Source organism: Rhodovulum sulfidophilum DSM 1374 (assembly GCF_001633165.1).
GTDB lineage: Bacteria > Pseudomonadota > Alphaproteobacteria > Rhodobacterales > Rhodobacteraceae > Rhodovulum > Rhodovulum sulfidophilum.
Map to the genome: position 1 here is coordinate 2386328 of NZ_CP015418.1, position 17449 is coordinate 2403776.

Genomic DNA, 17449 nt, shown 5'->3' on the forward strand with positions numbered 1-17449 from the left:
GTCGTCGGCTCAGGCCAGATCGGGGGCCTTGGCCTCGGCCGTCAGCGTGGCGACGATGGCGTCGAGGGCCGCGGTCTCGGTGCGGTTTTCGCCCAGACGACGGACAGAGACCGTGCGCTCCTCGACCTCGCGCTGACCGATGGCGAGGATCACCGGCACCTTGGCCAGCGAATGTTCGCGCACCTTGTAGTTGATCTTCTCGTTGCGGATATCGGCCTCGGCCCGGACACCCGCGGCTTTCAGCGTCGCGACGATCTCGGCCACGTAATCGTCGGCATCCGACACGATCGAGGCCACGACCACCTGCCGCGGTGCGATCCAGAACGGCAGCTTGCCCGCGTAGTTCTCGATCAATATGCCGATGAAGCGTTCGAACGAGCCCACCACGGCGCGGTGCAGCATGATTGGGCGGTGCTTCTCGCCATCGGCGCCGATATAGGTGGCGTCCAGCCGCTCGGGCAGATTCGGGTCGACCTGCAGCGTGCCGCATTGCCAGTCACGGCCGATGGCATCACGCAGCACGAATTCGAGCTTGGGCCCGTAGAAGGCGCCTTCGCCCTCATTGACCGCGTAATCATAGCCCGCCGCGCGACAGGCAGAGCCAAGCGCCTCTTCGGTGCGGTCCCAGCTTTCCTCGCTGCCGATGCGCTTTTCGGGACGGGTCGAGAGCTTGACTGTCCAGTCCTCGAAGCCGAGATCGGCATAGATCTTCGCCAGGAAGTCGATGAACTTCTTGGCCTCGGCCTCGATCTGGTCCTCGGAGCAGAAGATATGCGCGTCATCCTGGGTAAAGCCGCGCACCCGCATGATGCCATGCAGTGCGCCCGAGGGCTCGTAGCGGTTGCAGGACCCGAATTCGGCCATCCGCAGGGGCAGGTCGCGATAGGATTTGAGCCCCTGATTGAATATCTGCACATGGCAGGGGCAGTTCATCGGCTTGAGCGCGTTCACGGCCTTCTGGCGGGCATGCTCCTCGTCGACTTCGACGATGAACATGTTTTCCTGGTAATTGTCCCAGTGGCCCGATTTTTCCCACAGCTTGCGGTCGACGACCTGCGGGGTGTTGACCTCGACATAGCCGTCGCGCTCCTGCTGGCGACGCATGTAATCCTGCAGCGTGGTGTAGATCTTCCAGCCGTTCGGATGCCAGAAGATCTGGCCCGGAGCCTCTTCCTGCAGGTGGAACAGGTCCATCTCGCGGCCCAGTTTGCGGTGGTCGCGCTTCTCGGCCTCTTCGAGGAAGGTCAGGTAATCCTTCAGATCCTGCCGACTGCGGAAGCCCACGCCATAGATCCGCTGCAGCATCGGCCGGTCGGAATCGCCGCGCCAATAGGCGCCCGCGACCTTCATCAGCTTGAAGGCGTCGGCGGGGACCTGGCCGGTATGCTGCAGATGCGGACCGCGGCAGAGATCCTGCCAGTCGCCATGCCAGTACATCCGGATCTGCTGATCCTCGGGGATCATGCCGACAAGCTCGACCTTGTAGGGCTCGTCATTGTCCTCGTAATGCTTCACGGCACGGGCGCGGTCCCAGATCTCGGTGCGGACCGGGTCGCGGGCATTGATGATCTCTTTCATCTTCGCTTCGATCCGGCCCAGATCCTCGGGGGTGAAGGGCTCTTCGCGGTCGAAATCGTAATACCAGCCATTCTCGATGACCGGGCCGATGGTGACCTTCACATCGGGCCAGAGCGCCTGCACCGCGCGCGCCATGATATGCGCGAGGTCATGCCGGATCAGTTCCAGCGCCGGGGCATCGTCCTTCATGGTGTTGATGGCGATCGAGGCATCTTCCGTGATCGGCCATTGCAGGTCGAAATGGCGGCCGTTGACCTGGGCCGAAATCGCCTTCTTGGCCAGCGAGTTGGAGATGCCGGCCGCGATTTCGGCAGGGGTGATCCCGGCCTCGAAATCGCGCTGATTGCCATCGGGGAAGGTGAGAGTGATCTGGCCCATGATCGGCCTCCTCGTCGGTTTGGCGCCCACGGAACGCCCGGTTGCGGGTTATGTCGGCTGGTCTAGTGAACCCGCCGGAACAGGGTGTCAAGACGCCCGGGCTGCGGCATGGCCTCCCGGGCGTTCCGACAGAAACGGCTTCCCGGCTCAGCCGAGCTCGGCCAGCCTTTCGAGCGCGCCGCGCAGCTTGGCGGCCTCGCCGGTCTTGGCCTCGACCAGATCCCTGGTTTCCTCGACCACGTCCTCGGGGGCGCTTTCGACGAATTTCGGGTTCTTCAGGCGGCCTTCGAGCCCCTTGAGGTCCTTTTCAAGCTTCGACAGCGTCTTTTCCAGCCGCGCCCGTTCGGCCGCGACGTCGATGATGCCCGCCAGCGGCAGCGCGAAACTGCCGCCCTCGACCGCGATGGTGACGCAGCCTTTGGGCAGGGTCTCGGCGGCGCTCAGGCTGTCGATCCGGGCCATGCGCCGGATCAGCGCCTCGTTGCGCGCCCAGGCGTCCTGTCCGGCCGCGTCGAGCTCGGTATAGAGCATCGGGATCTTGGCGCCCGCGGGCACGTTCATCTGGGCCCGGGCCGAGCGGATTTCCTCGATCAGCGCGATCACCCAGTTCATTTCGCGGTCGGCCTGCAGGTCGATCAGATCGGCGCCATAGGCGGGCCAATCGGCATGGACCAGCATCTTCGCCCGTTCTGCGGTCGTGCCCCAGAGCTCCTCGGTGATATAGGGCATGATCGGGTGCAGCAGGATCAGGCACTGGTCGATCACCCAGGCCATGGTGGCGCGGGTCTCGGCCTTCTGGGCCTCGGTGCCGTCCATCAGCAGAGGCTTGGAGAACTCGACATACCAGTCGCAGACCTTGCCCCAGACGAAGGCGTAAAGCGCATTGGCCGCGTCGTTGAAGCGGTAATGGCTCAGCGCCTCGTCGACTGCTTCGCGCACCCGGGCGGTCTCGCCCACGATCCAGGTGTTCACGGTTTCGGTGGGCGCCGGGATCTCGCCGGTCGGCGTGTAGCCCTCGAAGACGCCGTTCATCTCGGCAAAGCGGGTGGCGTTCCAGAGCTTGGTGCCGAAATTGCGGTAGCCCGCGATCCGGCTGGTCGAGAGCTTGAGGTCGCGCCCCATGGCGGCCATGGCGGTCAGGGTGAAGCGCACCGCATCGGCGCCGTATTCGTCGATCAGCTCCAGCGGGTCGAGCACGTTGCCCAGGGATTTCGACATCTTCTTGCCCTTCTCGTCGCGGACGAGGGCATGGACATAGACGGTGTGGAACGGCACCTGATCGACCACGGCCAACTGCATCATCATCATCCGGGCGACCCAGAAGAAGATGATGTCGAAGCCGGTGATCAGCACATCGGTCGGGAAGTATTTCGCCAGTTCAGGGGTTTCCTCGGGCCAGCCCAGCGTGCCGATGGGCCAGAGCCCCGAGGAGAACCAGGTGTCGAGCACGTCGGGGTCGCGCCAGATCGGATAGATCAGCCCGGTCGGGTCCTGGCTGAGATTGTACTCAGCGAGGCTTTCGGCCAGCGCCTCTTCGGCGGCGGCGCGGCCGGCGACCTCGACCACCCGCATCGCATGCAGCGGTGCCGGCAGACCGGCGAGGACGTCCTGGAACTGCGCCTTGACCGCCTCGAAATCGGCGGCACAGTGATGGCGCGCGCCCCGCTGGACGAAGCCCTCCCCGAGCAGGCGGTAGAGTTCCACATCGTCGAGCGCGTTGTCGCCCTCATCATCGGTGAAATGGGACGCGTCGAGGTCGAGCCCGTACCAGACCGGGATCTGATGCCCCCACCAGAGCTGGCGGCTGATGCACCAGGGCTCGATATTCTCCAGCCAGTGGAAATACGTCTTGGCGTCGCGTTCGGGCAGGATGCGGGTATAGCCGGCCGTCTCGTCGAATTGGCCCGCTTCCTGTGCCGCCATGCCCTTGCGGACGGTGTCGAGCGCGGGGCCCACGATCTTCTGCGTGTCGACGAACCACTGGTCGGTCAGATAGGGCTCGATGGCGGTTTTCGAGCGGTCGCCATGCGGCACCATGTGGCGGTCGCTGTCGATCCCGTCGAGCCAGCCCCGGGCCTCGGCATCCGCGACGATGGCCTTGCGCGCCTCGTAGCGATCGAGCCCGTCGAACCGCGCAATGCAGTCGGCAACCCGGGCGTCGTCGCAGCCTTCGGCGAAATCGGCATTGTCCTTCAGGAACATCGCGGCGCGGGTCGACATGATGTTGATGGCGCGCAGCCCCGTGCGCTGGCCGACGCCCCAGTCGTTGAAATCATGCGCGGGCGTGATCTTGACGGCCCCGGTGCCCTTGGTCGGATCGGCATAGTCATCGGCGACGATCGGGATCGACCGGCCGCAAAGCGGCAGCCGCACGGTCTTGCCGATCAGGTGCCGGTAGCGGTCGTCCTCGGGATGGACGGCAACGCCGGTATCGCCCAGCATGGTCTCGGGGCGGGTGGTCGCCACGACCAGGTAATCGCGGGTCTCGAAGGCGGTGGGGGTGCCTTCCTCGTCGAACTCGACCGGGTGTTCATAGGTCGCGCCGTCTTCCAGCGGATAGCGCAGGCGCCACATGTTGCCGTCAAGCTCGACCTGCTCGACCTCGAGATCGGAAATCGCGGTCTCGAAATGCGGGTCCCAGTTCACCAGCCGCTTGCCGCGATAGATGAGGCCCTTGTTGTACATCTCGACGAAGACCTTGATGACGGCATCGTGGAAGTTGCCGTCCTCGCCCGCAGGCGCACCGGGGGCGCCGGACATGGTGAAGGCGTTCCGGGACCAGTCGCAGGAGGCGCCCAGGCGTTTGAGCTGGGTGATGATGGTGCCGCCCGACTGGCCCTTCCAGTCCCAGACCTTCTCGAGGAATGCCTCGCGTCCCATCTCGCGGCGGCCGGGATTGCCTTCCTTGGCCAGTTCCCGTTCCACGACCATCTGGGTCGCGATGCCCGCATGGTCCTGACCCGGCTGCCAGAGCGTGTCGAAGCCGCGCATCCGGTGCCAGCGCACCAGGATGTCCTGCAGCGTGTTGTTGAAGGCATGACCCATATGCAGACTGCCGGTCACGTTCGGCGGCGGGATCATGATGCAGAAGGTTTCGGGGCGCGAGGCATTGGCCCCGGCGGTAAAGCAGCCGGCCTTTTCCCAGGCCTCGTAGAGACGCTGTTCTGCGGCGGCAGCGTCGAAAGTCTTTTCCATCGGCATCGGAGGATCCCTTGCATCGAAACGGGCTGGGGCGTGATTAGCGAAAGGCGCGGCCAAGGCCAACCCCTCTGGACAGGACGGGCCGTGCCGCTACGCTCGCCTTCAGGGAGAGGAGGGCCCCAGATGGAGAGGACATTCGGCAAGAGCCAGACCGGACCGCGGTTCGAGGATTGGCGGTTTCTGATCGGAACGGGGCGCTATGTCGACGATATCGCCCCAGCCGCGGCGCTGCATGCGGTGTTTCTGCGCAGCCCCGTCGCCCATGCCGAGATCCGGGCGATGGACCTCGAGGACGCGCGGGCGGCGCCCGGGGTGGTGGCGGTGCTGTCGGCCGGGGATCTGCGGGCGGCCGGGATCGGGGCGGCGATGGGGGCGACGGTCGTCACCAATCGCGACGGCAGCGCGGGCGCCGCGCCCGCTCGGCCGCTGCTGGCCGAGGGTCGGGTGCGTTTTGTCGGCGAGGCGATGGCGGTGGTGATCGCCGAGACGTTACTGGCGGCGAAGGATGCCGCCGAGCGGATCGTGTTCGACCTGCATGACCTCGACCCGCATCTGGCGCTGACCGTGGGCGGGCCGCAGATCCATCCCGAGGCACCGCTTAACCTTGCCTATGACTGGGCGACGGGCGACGAGGCGGCGGTGCATGAGGCGTTCCGGACGGCCGCGCGGACGGTGCGGCTGGAGGTGGCCGACAACCGGGTGATCGTCAATTCGATGGAGCCGCGCGGGGCCTGGGCGGAATGGGCGGACGGGCGGCTTCATCTCTGCGTGAACGGGCAGGGGGTCTGGGACCAGAAGGCCAAGCTGGCGGCGATGCTGGATCTGCCCGAGACGGCGGTGCGGGTGACCAACCCGGATGTGGGCGGCGGTTTCGGGATGAAGGCGATGAGCTATCCCGAATATTACGTCATCGCCCATGCCGCGCGGGCGCTGGGTCGGCCGGTGCGCTGGATGTCCGACCGCACCGAGGCGATGCTGAGCGACAATGCCGGGCGCGATCTTGTCTCGATGGTCGAGATCGCCTTCGATGCCGGGCACCGGATCACCGGCTATCGGGTCGAGACCCTCTCCAATCTGGGGGCCTACAATTCCGAATATGCCCAGCCGATCCAATCCGAGCTGTTCGCGAAGGTGCTGACCGGCGCCTATGACATTCCGGTGGCCTTCCTCGCGGTGAAGGGCGTCTATACCAACACCACCCAGGTCGATGCCTATCGCGGCGCCGGGCGGCCCGAGGCGATCTATGCGCTCGAACGTACCATGGATCTCGCGGCCCGCGAGCTTGGGCTCGACCCCTGGGAATTGCGGCGGCGGAATTTCATCGCGCCTTCGGCCTTCCCCTACCGCACGCCGACCGGCGAGAGCTATGATGTCGGCGATTTCGCCCGGGTGCTGGCGCGGGTCGAGACCATGGCCGACCGGGCGGGCTTTGCCGCGCGCAAGGCCGGGAGTGCCGCCCGAGGGCGGCTGCGCGGGCTTGGGCTTTGCTATTACATCGAATCGATCCTGGGCGATCCGACCGAGGGCGCCGAGATCGCGTTTCCCGAGGATGGAACCGTCGCGCTTTACGTCGGCACCCAGTCGAACGGGCAGGGGCACGAGACGGTCTATGCCCGCTTCCTGGCCGAGCAGGCGGGGCTTCCGGTCGAGGCGATCCGCGTGATCCAGGGCGACAGCGACCTGATCGCCCGGGGCGGTGGCACCGGCGGGTCGCGCTCGGTCACCACCCAGGCCAGTGCGACCCTGGCCGCGATCGAGGTCATGGTCGCGGCCTTCACGCCCTTTCTTGCCGCCGAGATGGGCGTGGAGATGTCAGATCTGGGCTTCGACGAGGGCCGCTTCCGCGCGCCCGGATCGAACCTGACGCCGGGGCTTATCGAGGCGGCGGCGATGGCGCGTCGCGCGGGGCGGACGGATCTCTTGCGCCACCGTGCCGATTATACCCTGCCGGGCCGGTCCTATCCGAATGGCGCCCATGTCGCCGAGGTCGAGATCGACCCCGAGACCGGCGAGACGCGGGTGTTGCGCTATACGGTCGCGGACGATTTCGGCACGCTGATCAATCCGCGTCTGGCCGAGGGGCAGGTGCATGGCGGTGTGGCGCAGGGGCTTGGCCAGGCGCTGTGCGAGCGGGTCGTCCATGACGATTATGGCCAGCTTCTGACCGCGAGCTTCATGGATTACGCGATGCCGCGCGCGTCCGATCTGCCTTTCGTGCAATTCGGGACCGAACCGGTCCCTTCGACCGCCAATCCGCTGGGCATGAAGGGTTGCGGCGAGGCGGGAACGGTGGGCGCGATGGCGGCGGTCGGCAATGCGGTGCTGGATGCGCTCTGGAGCGCGGGCGTGCGCCGCGCCGACATGCCGTTCACGCCGGAACGGGTCTGGCGGCTGTTGCGGGCCGCGGTCTGAGGCCGGAACGCACCGCAGGGGCACGAATTTTCGACGAAAATTCGAACCGGGCATCCTGCCGGACGCCCGGGGGCGCGCCGCTCAGGCGACCTTTTCCAGATGCGCGTCGGGCAGCACTCCCAGCGCATGGCAGATATCGCGGGTCAGATGCGGCTTGTTCAGGGTGTAGAAATGGAAATCCCGCACGCCGCCTTCCATCAGCTCGGTGCAGAGCTCGGTCGCCATCGCCTTGCCCAGCAACTCTTCCCGGCCGTCGCGGATCGCGGTTTCGAAAGCCTCGTCGACATGGGCCGGCACATGCGCGCCGCAGCGCTGGGCGAAACGACGAACACCGGCCCATTTCTCGATCGGCAGGATGCCGGGGATGATCTTCGCGCCGTCGATCCCCTGCTTCTCGCAGGCATCGCGGAAACGGAAGAAGGTCTCGGCCTCGAAGAAGAACTGGGTGATGGCCGTGTCCGCGCCCGCCTCGAACTTGCGTTTCAGCCAGCGCACATCGGCATCGGGCGCGCCCGCCTCGGGATGCGGGTCGGGATAGGCGCCGACCCGGAGCCGGAACCTGCCGGTCGCGGCCAGCGCCTCGATCAGCTCGCAGGAATTGGCAAAGCCGTCTGGATGCGGCCGGAACGCGCCCTGGCCCTTGGGCGGGTCGCCCCGCAGCGCCACGATCTCGTTCACGCCTGCCGCCGAATAGGCCTCGGCGATCTCCAGCGTCTCGGCCCGGGTCGCGTCGACGCAGGTCAGATGGGCGGCGACATTCAGCCCGTAATGGTTGTGGATGGTCTGGACCGCCTCATGGGTCAGCTTGCGCGTGGTCCCGCCCGCACCATAGGTCACCGAGACGAAGGCCGGTTTCAGCGCCGCGAGCGCCTGCGCGGCTTCCCACAGCCGGAAGCTCGCCTCCAGCGTCTGGGGCGGAAAGAACTCGAAGGACACGCGCGGGGCGGTCATGGCGGACACTCCCAAGGGGTTCGAAGGTTTTCAATCTTGTCGCATGGCTGGGACTGTGAAACAAACTCATAGTTTTCAAGATCAATATGAGGCGGGGAACAGGATGCATCTGGAACTGCGCCATCTCAGGACCATCAAGGCCATTCACGACGCGGGCGGTCTGGCCCGGGCCGCCGACCGGCTCAACATCACCCAATCGGCGCTCAGCCATCAGGTGAAGGGGCTCGAGGAACAGGTGGGGATGGAGCTTTTCGTCCGTCGCACCAAGCCCTTGCGGCTGTCCTCGGCGGGGCTCAAGCTGTTGCGCACGGCCGAGCGCGTGCTGCCCGAGATCGCCGCGCTGCAGGCCGAATTCGAGGGCATGACCTCGGGCCGGGCAGGGCGGCTGCATATCGCGCTCGAATGCCATGCCTGCTATGACTGGCTGCTGCCGGTGCTCGACTCCTTCCGCAAGGCTTGGCCTGAGATCGATGTCGATATCCGCCCGGGGCTGTCCTTCGAGGCGCTGCCCGCGCTCGCCCGCGAGGAGGTCGATCTGGTGATCTCCTCCGATCCCGAGACGATCGACGGTATCGGCTTTGCGCCGCTTTTCGATTACGAGCCGGTCTTTCTCTGCGCCGCCTCGCATCCGCTGGCCGGGCGCGCCTTCATCCGGGCCGAGGATTTCCGCGGCGAGACCCTGATCACCTATCCGGTCGAGCGGTCGCGGCTCGATGTCTTCACCGGGCTGCTGGGGCCGGCGCGGGTCGAGCCGCTGGCGCAGCGCCAGGTCGAGCTGACCGCGGTGATCCTGATGCTGGTCGCCTCGGGGCGCGGGGTCACGGTGCTGCCCGACTGGGTGGTGCGCGAGGCCCGGAGCAATGCCGATTTTGCGGTGCTGCCGCTGACCGAGGGCGGATTGACCAGACGGATGTACGCGGCCACCAGGTCCGAGGATACGGCCAAGCCCTTCATGGCGCATTTCGTGCGGCTGGCGCGGAGCGAGCCGGTCAAGCTTCAGCGCGGGACCGCCGGATAGCCGGGCCGGGCGCCGCCACTTGCGTGGCATTTCCCTTGGCACCGGGCGCGCCCCCGTGTATGGCCCGCGACAAGACCGAAGGAGGCCCCAATGCAAGGCAGTGCAAACCTCAACATCATGATCAAGGCCGCCCGCAAGGCCGGCCGCAGCCTGGTCAAGGACTTCCGCGAGGTCGAGAACCTTCAGGTCTCGATGAAGGGGGCGGGCGATTTCGTCAGCCGCGCCGACACGGCCGCCGAGGAGATCCTGCGCCAGGAACTGCGCGGCGCGCGGCCGACCTATGGCTGGCTCGGCGAGGAGACCGGCGGCGAGGATGGCGACGACCCGACCCGGCGCTGGATCGTCGATCCGCTGGACGGCACCACCAACTTCCTGCACGGCCTGCCGCATTGGGCGGTGTCGATCGCGCTTGAACACAAGGGCGAAATCGTCTCGGGCGTGGTCTTCGACGCCGCCAAGGACGAGCTTTTCTTCGCCGAGAAGGGGGCCGGCGCCTGGATGAACGAACGCCGCCTGCGGGTGTCGTCGCGCGCGCGCATGATCGAGGCGATTTTCGCCACTGGCGTGCCCTTCGCCGCCAAGCGGACCTTGCCCGCGACGCTGCAGGATCTGGCCCGGCTGATGCCGCATTGTGCGGGCGTGCGGCGCTGGGGCTCGGCTGCCCTCGACCTGGCCTATGTCGCGGCGGGCCGCTATGACGGCTACTGGGAACGCGAGCTGAATGCTTGGGACGTGGCGGCCGGTCTGCTGCTGGTGCGTGAGGCGGGCGGCCTTGTCGGCCCGATCCATGAGGGCCGCGATCCGCTCGAGCATGGCGAGGTGCTGGTCGCGAATGAGGCCATCTACGATCATTTCGCCAAGGCCGTCAGAAACAGCTGAGCCTCACATCTGAGCGTCACCACCTGGCCGCCAACACCTGATCGTCGGCGGAACGCCTTTCTTGCGCCCGCTTTCCGAACGATCCTGCGCCTGCAGGACTGAGCGGGGCGGGAAGGAGCGGCCGATGACCGAGGATGCAAGAGGGGCCGGTGACCGGGCGCCGCTTCGGTTGCGGCTTTTTCTTCGTGACACTTCCGGGGCGGTTACCGTCGACTGGATCGTGTTGACGGCCGCGATCATCGGCACCTGCATTGCGATATTCGCCTCGATCCAGTCTGGCGCGGTCGGTATGGGCGACAGCGTGCGCGCTGCGCTCGACGCGGCCGGTGTCGTCGAACTGGACGACTTCGGCCGAGACGACTGATCCCGGACCTGTCGCGGCACCCTGCCGGACGGTGCCCGCGTAGGGCAAGACGTGACAATCCCGTCAATGTCGCTTTTCCGGGGGCCGCATCGGCTGCCCGCTGCAATCCCGTTCCGTCGTCTTTTTCGGCTCAGCGCCGCCGCCGCACCCGCGGCACGGATGTCGCGCGGTAGACGCCGACCGGATGCGGCGGGCTGCCGGCGGTGCGGTTCCAGAAGGCCGGGCCGCCAAGCTTCAGCCAGAGCGGCAGTGTCAGCGCCAGCCCGGCGATGAAGCCGCCGGAATGCGCCCAGTAGGCGACCCCGCCCTCATCCGCTGGGGCGGAGGCACCGGAATAGAGTTGCAGGCCGAACCAGAGCCCCAGCATCAGCCAGGCCGGGACCGGGATCACCCGGAAGATCACGATCAGGATGATCAGAAGATCGACCCGCGCCTTTGGGAACAGCAGAAGATACCCGCCCATCACCGCCGCAATGGCGCCCGACGCGCCCACGACCGGGATCGGCGAGCTTGGCTCCACCGCATATTGCAGCAGGGCCGCCGCGACGCCCCCCGCCAGATAGAACAGCAGGAAGCCCAGATGTCCGAACCGGTCTTCCATGTTGTCGCCGAAGATCCAGAGGAAAAGCATGTTTCCCGCAAGATGCAGGACCCCGCCATGCAGGAACATCGAGGTCAGCATCCCCGACCAGTCGCCGCTTTGGGTGATGAGCGCGGGCACCATGCCCCATTCCATGAACAGGGCATGGAGCGCCTTCGGGTTCGAGAAAAGCGGCAGGCAAAACAGAAACACCGCCACATTTGCCGCGATCAGCGCGAGGGTGACGAAGGGAAAACGGGAGGACGGATTGTGGTCGCGCAGCGGAAACATGGCGGGAAGCTAGCCGCTGCGCGGGGGGCGTCAAGCGGAACCGGCCTCCGCCAGCAGCGCCGCATTGCCGCCGGCCGCGGTCGTGTCGATGCAGAGATGCCGCTCGAGCCTGACATGTGCCGGATCGGGCATCCCCGCGATCAGCGGCAGGATCGGCCCGTCGCGCTCGGCCAGCGCCAGCGCATAGGCGCGGCCGGTTTCGGCATCGCCCCACCAGAGCGCGCCCGAGATCCCCTCGATATCTTTCAGCGCCGCGGGCTCCAGCAGACCTTCGACCGTGACCGCCGCGCCGCCCTGCGCGCGCACCGCCTCGGCCTGCGCGGCCGACGCGCCCGGTCCCGGCCCGAGGCAAAGCAGCGGCGGGCGTGCAAGCGTCGTCAGCCGGTTCGCTTCGCCGGTCGGGCCGGGCAGATCGAGCGTCTCGGGGCCGCGCGCGGGCTGCGCCGCGCGCACCGCCGCCGCGACAGCCTCGGGCGCGGCCGGGGCGCCGCCGACAGGGTCGGTCGAGACATGCGCCTCGGGTGCCGGACGTTCGGTGAAGCGGGGCAGGTAATGCGGGCCCCCGGCCTTGGGGCCGGTGCCCGACAGACCCTCGCCACCGAAGGGCTGGCTGCCGACCACCGCGCCGATCTGGTTGCGGTTGACATAGACATTGCCGACGGCCAGCCGCCCGGCGATGCGCTCGACCCGGTCGTCGATCCGGCTGTGGAGCCCGAAGGTCAGGCCGTAGCCGGAGGCGTTGATCGCCTCGACCACGCGGTCGAGCTCGCCACCCGCGAAGGTTGCCACATGGAGCACCGGGCCGAAGACCTCGCGTTCGATCGCCTCGATGCCCGGCACCCGGATCGCGACCGGCGCCTGGAAATGGCCCTCGCGCGGGGCGCTGCCCTCCCAGATCACCCGTCCCTCGGCGCGGGCGGTGGCGACATGGCCGGCGATGGCGGCATGGGCCTCGGCATCGATCAGCGGCCCCAGATCGGAAGACAGCTCCCATGGCGCGCCGGGGCGCAGCTCGGCCATCGCGCCCTGCAGCATCGCCAGAAAGCCCGGGGCGATGTCTTCCTGCACATAGAGGCAGCGCAATGCCGAACAGCGTTGCCCGGCCGACTGGAAGGCCGAGGCGATGACGTCGCGAACCGCCTGTTCGGGCAGGGCGGTGCTGTCGACGATCATCGCGTTCAGCCCGCCGGTCTCGGCGATCAGCGGCGTGCCGGGGGCCATATGCGTGGCCATCGCGCGCTGGATCAGCCGCGCGGTCTCGGTCGAGCCCGTGAAGGCGACGCCGGTGACGCGGCGGTCCGATGTCAGCTGGGCACCGATCCGGCCATCGCCGGGCAGCAATTGCAGGCATTCCGGCGGGACGCCCGCCTCGTGCAGCAATCCGGTGGCGAGATGCGCGATCAGCGGGGTCTGTTCGGCGGGCTTGGCGATCACCGCATTGCCCGCAGCCAGCGCCGCCGCGATCTGGCCGGTGAAGATCGCCAGCGGGAAGTTCCAGGGCGAGATGCAGACGAAGAGCCCCCGCGCGGGGGCGGCGAGGCCGTCGATCCGGGCGGCGTAATAGCGCAGGAAGTCCACCGCCTCGCGCAGCTCGCCCACCGCGTCAGGCAGCGTCTTGCCGGCCTCGCGTGCGAGCAGCGCAAAGATCTCGCCGGCATGGGCCTCGTAAAGGTCGGCGGCCTGGCGCAGCACCTCGGCGCAGCGGCGTTCGGGGATGTTCCAGGGCCGGGCATGGGCCAGCGCGGTGACGACATCGCGGGTCGAGGCCTCCTGCACCCAGCCGACCAGATCGGTCGGGTCGGACGGGCTGTGGCGCGGGGCGGGGGTCTCGGCCCGGACCGGCCCGGCAAGGCGGGGCGCGGCGTTGAAATGCGCGCGGCGACTGGGGGCCCGGGCCGTCTCGATCTGCGCCAGATGCGGCCCATGGGCCAGATCCCAGCCGCGCGAATTGCGCCGGTCGGGCTCGAACAGGGCCGGGCCGGGCCGGAGGCCGGCCGGCGCCTCGGCGTCGAGCTGCGCCTCGAGCTCGGAAAGCGGGTCGGTGGCCACCGCCTCGGGCGGCACGGTCTCGTCGACGATCCGGTTGACGAAGGAGGAATTCGCGCCGTTTTCCAGCAGCCGCCGCACCAGATAGGCCAGCAATTCGCGATGCGCGCCGACCGGGGCATAGATCCGGCAGCGGGTGCCGAGCCCCTTTTCCATCACGATCCGGTGCAGCGCCTCGCCCATGCCATGCAGGCGCTGGAACTCGAAGCTGTCCATGTCGTCGGGCGCCATGTCGAGGATCGCGGCGACGGTATGGGCGTTATGGGTGGCGAATTGCGGGTAGATCCGGTCGGTCATGCGCAGCAGCTTGCGGGCATTGGCGATATAGCTGACATCGGTCGCGGCCTTGCGGGTGAAGACCGGAAAGCCCTCTACCCCGGCCTCCTGGGCGCGCTTGATCTCGCTGTCCCAATAGGCGCCCTTGACCAGCCGGACCATCAGCCGCCGGTCATGCCTCTCGGCCAGCGCGTAGAGCGCGTCGATCACCAACCCGGCCCGGGGGCTGTAGGCCTGCACCACCACGCCGAACCCGTCCCAGCCCGCCAGCCGAGGGTCGGCCAGAACCGCCGCGATCACGTCGAGCGACAGCACCAGCCGGTCGGCCTCCTCGGCGTCGATATTGAGCCCCATGCCCATGCTGCGCGCCTTGAGCGCAAGCTCGAGCAGACGCGGGGCAAGCTCGGCCATCACCCGATCGCGCTGGGCCACCTCATAGCGCGGATGCAGCGCCGAGAGCTTGATCGAGATACCCGGATTGCTCCGCACGTCGTTCCGGGTCGCCGCCAGCCCGATCTTGGCAATGGCGTGGGAATAGGCCTGATAATAACGCTCTGCATCGGCCTCGCAGCGCGCGGCCTCGCCCAGCATGTCGTAGGAATGGGTATAGCCCAGGGCCTCGAGATCCCTGGCGCGCTCCAGTGCCGCCTCGATGCTCTCGCCCAGCACGAATTGCCGCCCCATCTCGCGCATCGCGCGCGCCACCGCGCTCCGGATCACCGGTTCGCCCAGCCGCTTGACCGCGCCCTTGAGCGTCGCGATCAGCCCGGGATCGCGACGTTCCAGCACCCGCCCGCTCACCAGCAGCGCCCAGGTCGAGGCATTGACCATCGGCGAGGCCGAGCGCCCGAGATGGCGCCCCCAGTCCGAGGGCGCGATCTTGTCCTCGATCAGCGCGTCCATGGTCTCGATATCGGGCACCCGAAGCAAGGCTTCGGCCAGGCACATCAGCGCGATGCCCTCATTGGTCGACAGCCCGTATTCGGCCAGGAACACCTCCATCAGCCCCGGCCGCTCGCCGGCCCTGATCGCCTGAACGAGCCGGACCGCCGCCGCCTCGATCCGCCTGCGATCCGCGTCATCGAGCCCGGTCGCCTCCAGCAGCCCTTCGAGAACCTGCGTCTGGGGGGCATAGGTGGCCGCTTCGATCCGGTCGCGCAGCGGCACGGTGTCGTCCTGCATGGAAGTCTCCCTGTTTTCCGGCCATCATAGCGTCAAATCGGCAGTCCGTTCGCCTGCATTTTCGGATTTATGAAGGTGATCCGCCTGAACATATGAGGGTTTTCATGCCTGACGCGACTTTCCTGCCTGACCGTTATGATCGCGCGATTCTACGGATAATCGCCGCCGAGGGGCGGATTCCGGTGGCCGAGCTTGGCCGCCGGATCGGTCTGTCCAAGACACCCACCCAGGCCCGCCTGCGCCGGCTCGAGGCCGAGGGCATCGTGACCGGCTATCGCGCGATGCTGAGCCCGATCCGTCTGGGGCTTGCCCATGTCGCCTTTGTCGAGCTGCGGTTGTCGGATACCCGCGAGGCGGCGCTTCGCGCCTTCAATGCCGCGGTCCGGGCGATCCCGGAGATCGAGGAATGCCACATGATCGCGGGCGGTTTCGACTATCTGCTGAAAGTGCGCACCGCCGACATGGCCGCCTATCGCGAGGTGATGGGAGAACGGATCTCGGCCCTGCCGCATGTAGCCAACAGCTCGACCTTCGTCGCGATGGAGGCCGTGAAGGAGGTCGCCTTCGCGACCGTCCCCGAGCCGTGACATCCCGGAAGGGGGCTTGCCCGCGCTTGGGGCAGCGGCGATACGCCCGCTCCGGTCGTCGTCTTTGACATTGTCGCATGTCACTGGGAACGTTAGGAGAGGTCGGACCCTCCGGTGGTTGTATTGGCCGGAGATGCCCTTGGCCGGGTCGGGGGCGGGCGTGGTGGAACGGTAGACACATGGCACTTAAAATGCCTGGGCCGAAAGGCCGTGCCGGTTCGAGTCCGGCCGCCCGTACCAAACTAGTGTTTCAGAGCGTTGCAGGTGGCCATATGAATAAGGCATAACTGCAATGGTTTAGGGGCGGGACTACTCCAGCGAGATCCACAGGATGCCGGGGGAACACGCTGCAAGATGGTATGCTAGGTGGTATGCTGACGGTCAGGGAAATCAAGGCGGCGCCCGCGGGGCGCTACGGGGACGCAGGCGGTCTGTCCCTCATCAAGACGAGGCAGGACTCGGGGAAATGGAACTTCCGCTATTCGTTTCTTGGGACGCGGCGCAACATGGGGCTCGGCTCATGGCCGGAGGTCGGCCTGGCCGACGCGCGCCGGGAACGAGACCGCTGGGCGGCCGTGCTGCGAGCTGGGCGAGACCCGATCACCGAGCGGAAGGAAGAGCGCGCCGCCACCAAGGCCCAACGCGACAAGACAGATCCCACATTTGCAGAGATGGCGCAGCTCGTCTTTGAGGCGCGGAAGGCCACCCTGCGCGGCGGCGGCGAGCGCGGCCGGTGGTTTTCCCCTCTTGAGCGGCATGTTCTGCCGCACATCGGCAAGATGCGCGTCTCCGAAATCACCCCTCAGGACATCAAGGGGGCCCTGGCCCCGATCTGGCGGACGAAATTCCCGACCGCCGAGAAGGCGTTGCAACGCACCAGGATCGTGCTGCATGAGGGGCGGCTGATGGGATTCGGCTGTGACCCGTTCTCGGCCGAGGCGGCGCAGCGGATGCTCGGGGCAGTCATCCACACGCCGAAGCACATCCCCGCTACCCCATGGCAGGACATGCCCGCGCTCTATGCAAGGCTCAACGCCGGGACCGTGGGACACGAGTGCCTGCGCTTCATGATGCTGACGCTGGTCAGGTACATGGGATGCGCTGGCGCGAGGGCGGCTGAGGTGGACGGCGACGTCTGGACCGTCCCTCCGGAGCGGATGAAAGGGACGCTGAAGCACGTTCGCGAATTTCGCGTGCCGCTGACCGATCCGGCCCTTGCGATCGTGCAGCGGCAGAAAGAGGCGTTTGGGGATATCCTTTTCACCGGCGGCCGCAGTGCGCCGATCACCAGTGCGGCGATAGAGAAGGCCCTGCGCGTGCTCAAGGAGGATGGTCGGCCACACGGCTTCCGGTCGTCGTTCCGCATGTGGGTGCAAGACACCGATGCTTGCTCATTCGACGTGGCCGAAACGATCCTCGGACACACTGTCGGCGGGCGGATCGAGCGGACCTATGCCCGCTCGGATCTGTTGGAGCGGCGCCGCCCGGTGATGGAGGCATGGGCCAGGTACGTCACCGGGTCAGCGGAGAATGTGGTCAGCTCAGGTTCTTCGGCTGATAGATGAGCGGGATCGCTCCCATCAACAATGGGGCTTACTTGGAACTGCAACCTTGGCTCTCACGCAGCGGAGCGGCCAGATATGGGCTCTGGGGCAACCCGCTCGGGCGCTTGCTGCCGATAGCGGCCGTTCGCCGCCCCTTGCCAT

Annotated in this window: 11 protein-coding genes and 1 tRNA gene; 7 read left to right on the top strand and 5 right to left on the bottom strand. The window is 67.2% G+C overall.

Annotation, left to right across the window (positions count from 1 at the left end; genetic code table 11):
• Positions 1 to 9: 9 nt before the first annotated feature.
• Positions 10 to 1956, bottom strand: coding sequence for a threonine--tRNA ligase (gene thrS, locus A6W98_RS11305; RefSeq protein ID WP_042461568.1), 1947 nt, complete (start codon positions 1954 to 1956; stop codon positions 10 to 12).
• Between the two features lie 147 nt (positions 1957 to 2103).
• Positions 2104 to 5157 (bottom strand): valine--tRNA ligase, encoded by a 3054-nt coding sequence (locus A6W98_RS11310; protein ID WP_042461570.1) that lies wholly within the window; start codon positions 5155 to 5157, stop codon positions 2104 to 2106.
• Positions 5158 to 5280: 123 nt separating this feature from the next.
• Here A6W98_RS11310 and A6W98_RS11315 point away from each other — a divergent pair, with 123 nt between their 5' ends.
• Entirely contained in the window at positions 5281 to 7569 is a 2289-nt protein-coding gene (locus A6W98_RS11315) for a xanthine dehydrogenase family protein molybdopterin-binding subunit (RefSeq protein WP_081251904.1), read from the top strand.
• Between the two features lie 81 nt (positions 7570 to 7650).
• Here the strand turns inward: A6W98_RS11315 and metF are convergent, their stop codons facing one another.
• On the bottom strand, positions 7651 to 8520 hold the full coding sequence (gene metF / locus A6W98_RS11320) for a methylenetetrahydrofolate reductase [NAD(P)H] (RefSeq protein ID WP_042461574.1): 870 nt from the start codon (positions 8518 to 8520) through the stop codon (positions 7651 to 7653).
• A 103-nt stretch (positions 8521 to 8623) separates the two neighbouring features.
• Here metF and A6W98_RS11325 point away from each other — a divergent pair, with 103 nt between their 5' ends.
• From A6W98_RS11325 to A6W98_RS11335, 3 genes are all read left to right on the top strand, one after another.
• The gene (locus tag A6W98_RS11325; protein WP_042461577.1) at positions 8624 to 9538 is read left to right on the top strand and encodes a LysR family transcriptional regulator; all 915 of its coding nucleotides are present in this window, start codon (positions 8624 to 8626) and stop codon (positions 9536 to 9538) included.
• Between the two features lie 90 nt (positions 9539 to 9628).
• On the top strand, positions 9629 to 10417 hold the full coding sequence (locus A6W98_RS11330; protein ID WP_042461580.1) for an inositol monophosphatase family protein: 789 nt from the start codon (positions 9629 to 9631) through the stop codon (positions 10415 to 10417).
• 124 nt (positions 10418 to 10541) lie between these two features.
• Entirely contained in the window at positions 10542 to 10781 is a 240-nt protein-coding gene (locus tag A6W98_RS11335; RefSeq protein WP_042461581.1) for a Flp family type IVb pilin, read from the top strand.
• A 130-nt stretch (positions 10782 to 10911) separates the two neighbouring features.
• Here the strand turns inward: A6W98_RS11335 and A6W98_RS11340 are convergent, their stop codons facing one another.
• The gene (locus A6W98_RS11340; RefSeq protein ID WP_042461582.1) at positions 10912 to 11652 is read right to left on the bottom strand and encodes a rhomboid family intramembrane serine protease; all 741 of its coding nucleotides are present in this window, start codon (positions 11650 to 11652) and stop codon (positions 10912 to 10914) included.
• A gap of 30 nt (positions 11653 to 11682) precedes the next feature.
• Positions 11683 to 15156 carry a bifunctional proline dehydrogenase/L-glutamate gamma-semialdehyde dehydrogenase PutA gene (gene putA / locus A6W98_RS11345; protein WP_042461584.1) on the bottom strand — a complete coding sequence of 1158 codons (3474 nt, stop codon included), beginning with the start codon at positions 15154 to 15156 and terminating at the stop codon, positions 11683 to 11685.
• A 104-nt stretch (positions 15157 to 15260) separates the two neighbouring features.
• Between putA and A6W98_RS11350 the strand changes: the two genes are divergently transcribed.
• From A6W98_RS11350 to A6W98_RS11360, 3 genes are all read left to right on the top strand, one after another.
• Entirely contained in the window at positions 15261 to 15743 is a 483-nt protein-coding gene (locus A6W98_RS11350) for an Lrp/AsnC family transcriptional regulator (protein WP_042464963.1), read from the top strand.
• Between the two features lie 154 nt (positions 15744 to 15897).
• Positions 15898 to 15983 (top strand) — tRNA-Leu (locus A6W98_RS11355).
• A gap of 131 nt (positions 15984 to 16114) precedes the next feature.
• Positions 16115 to 17308: a tyrosine-type recombinase/integrase gene (locus tag A6W98_RS11360; protein ID WP_052678145.1), complete on the top strand. Its 1194-nt coding sequence runs from the start codon at positions 16115 to 16117 to the stop codon at positions 17306 to 17308.
• Positions 17309 to 17449 lie beyond the last annotated feature (141 nt).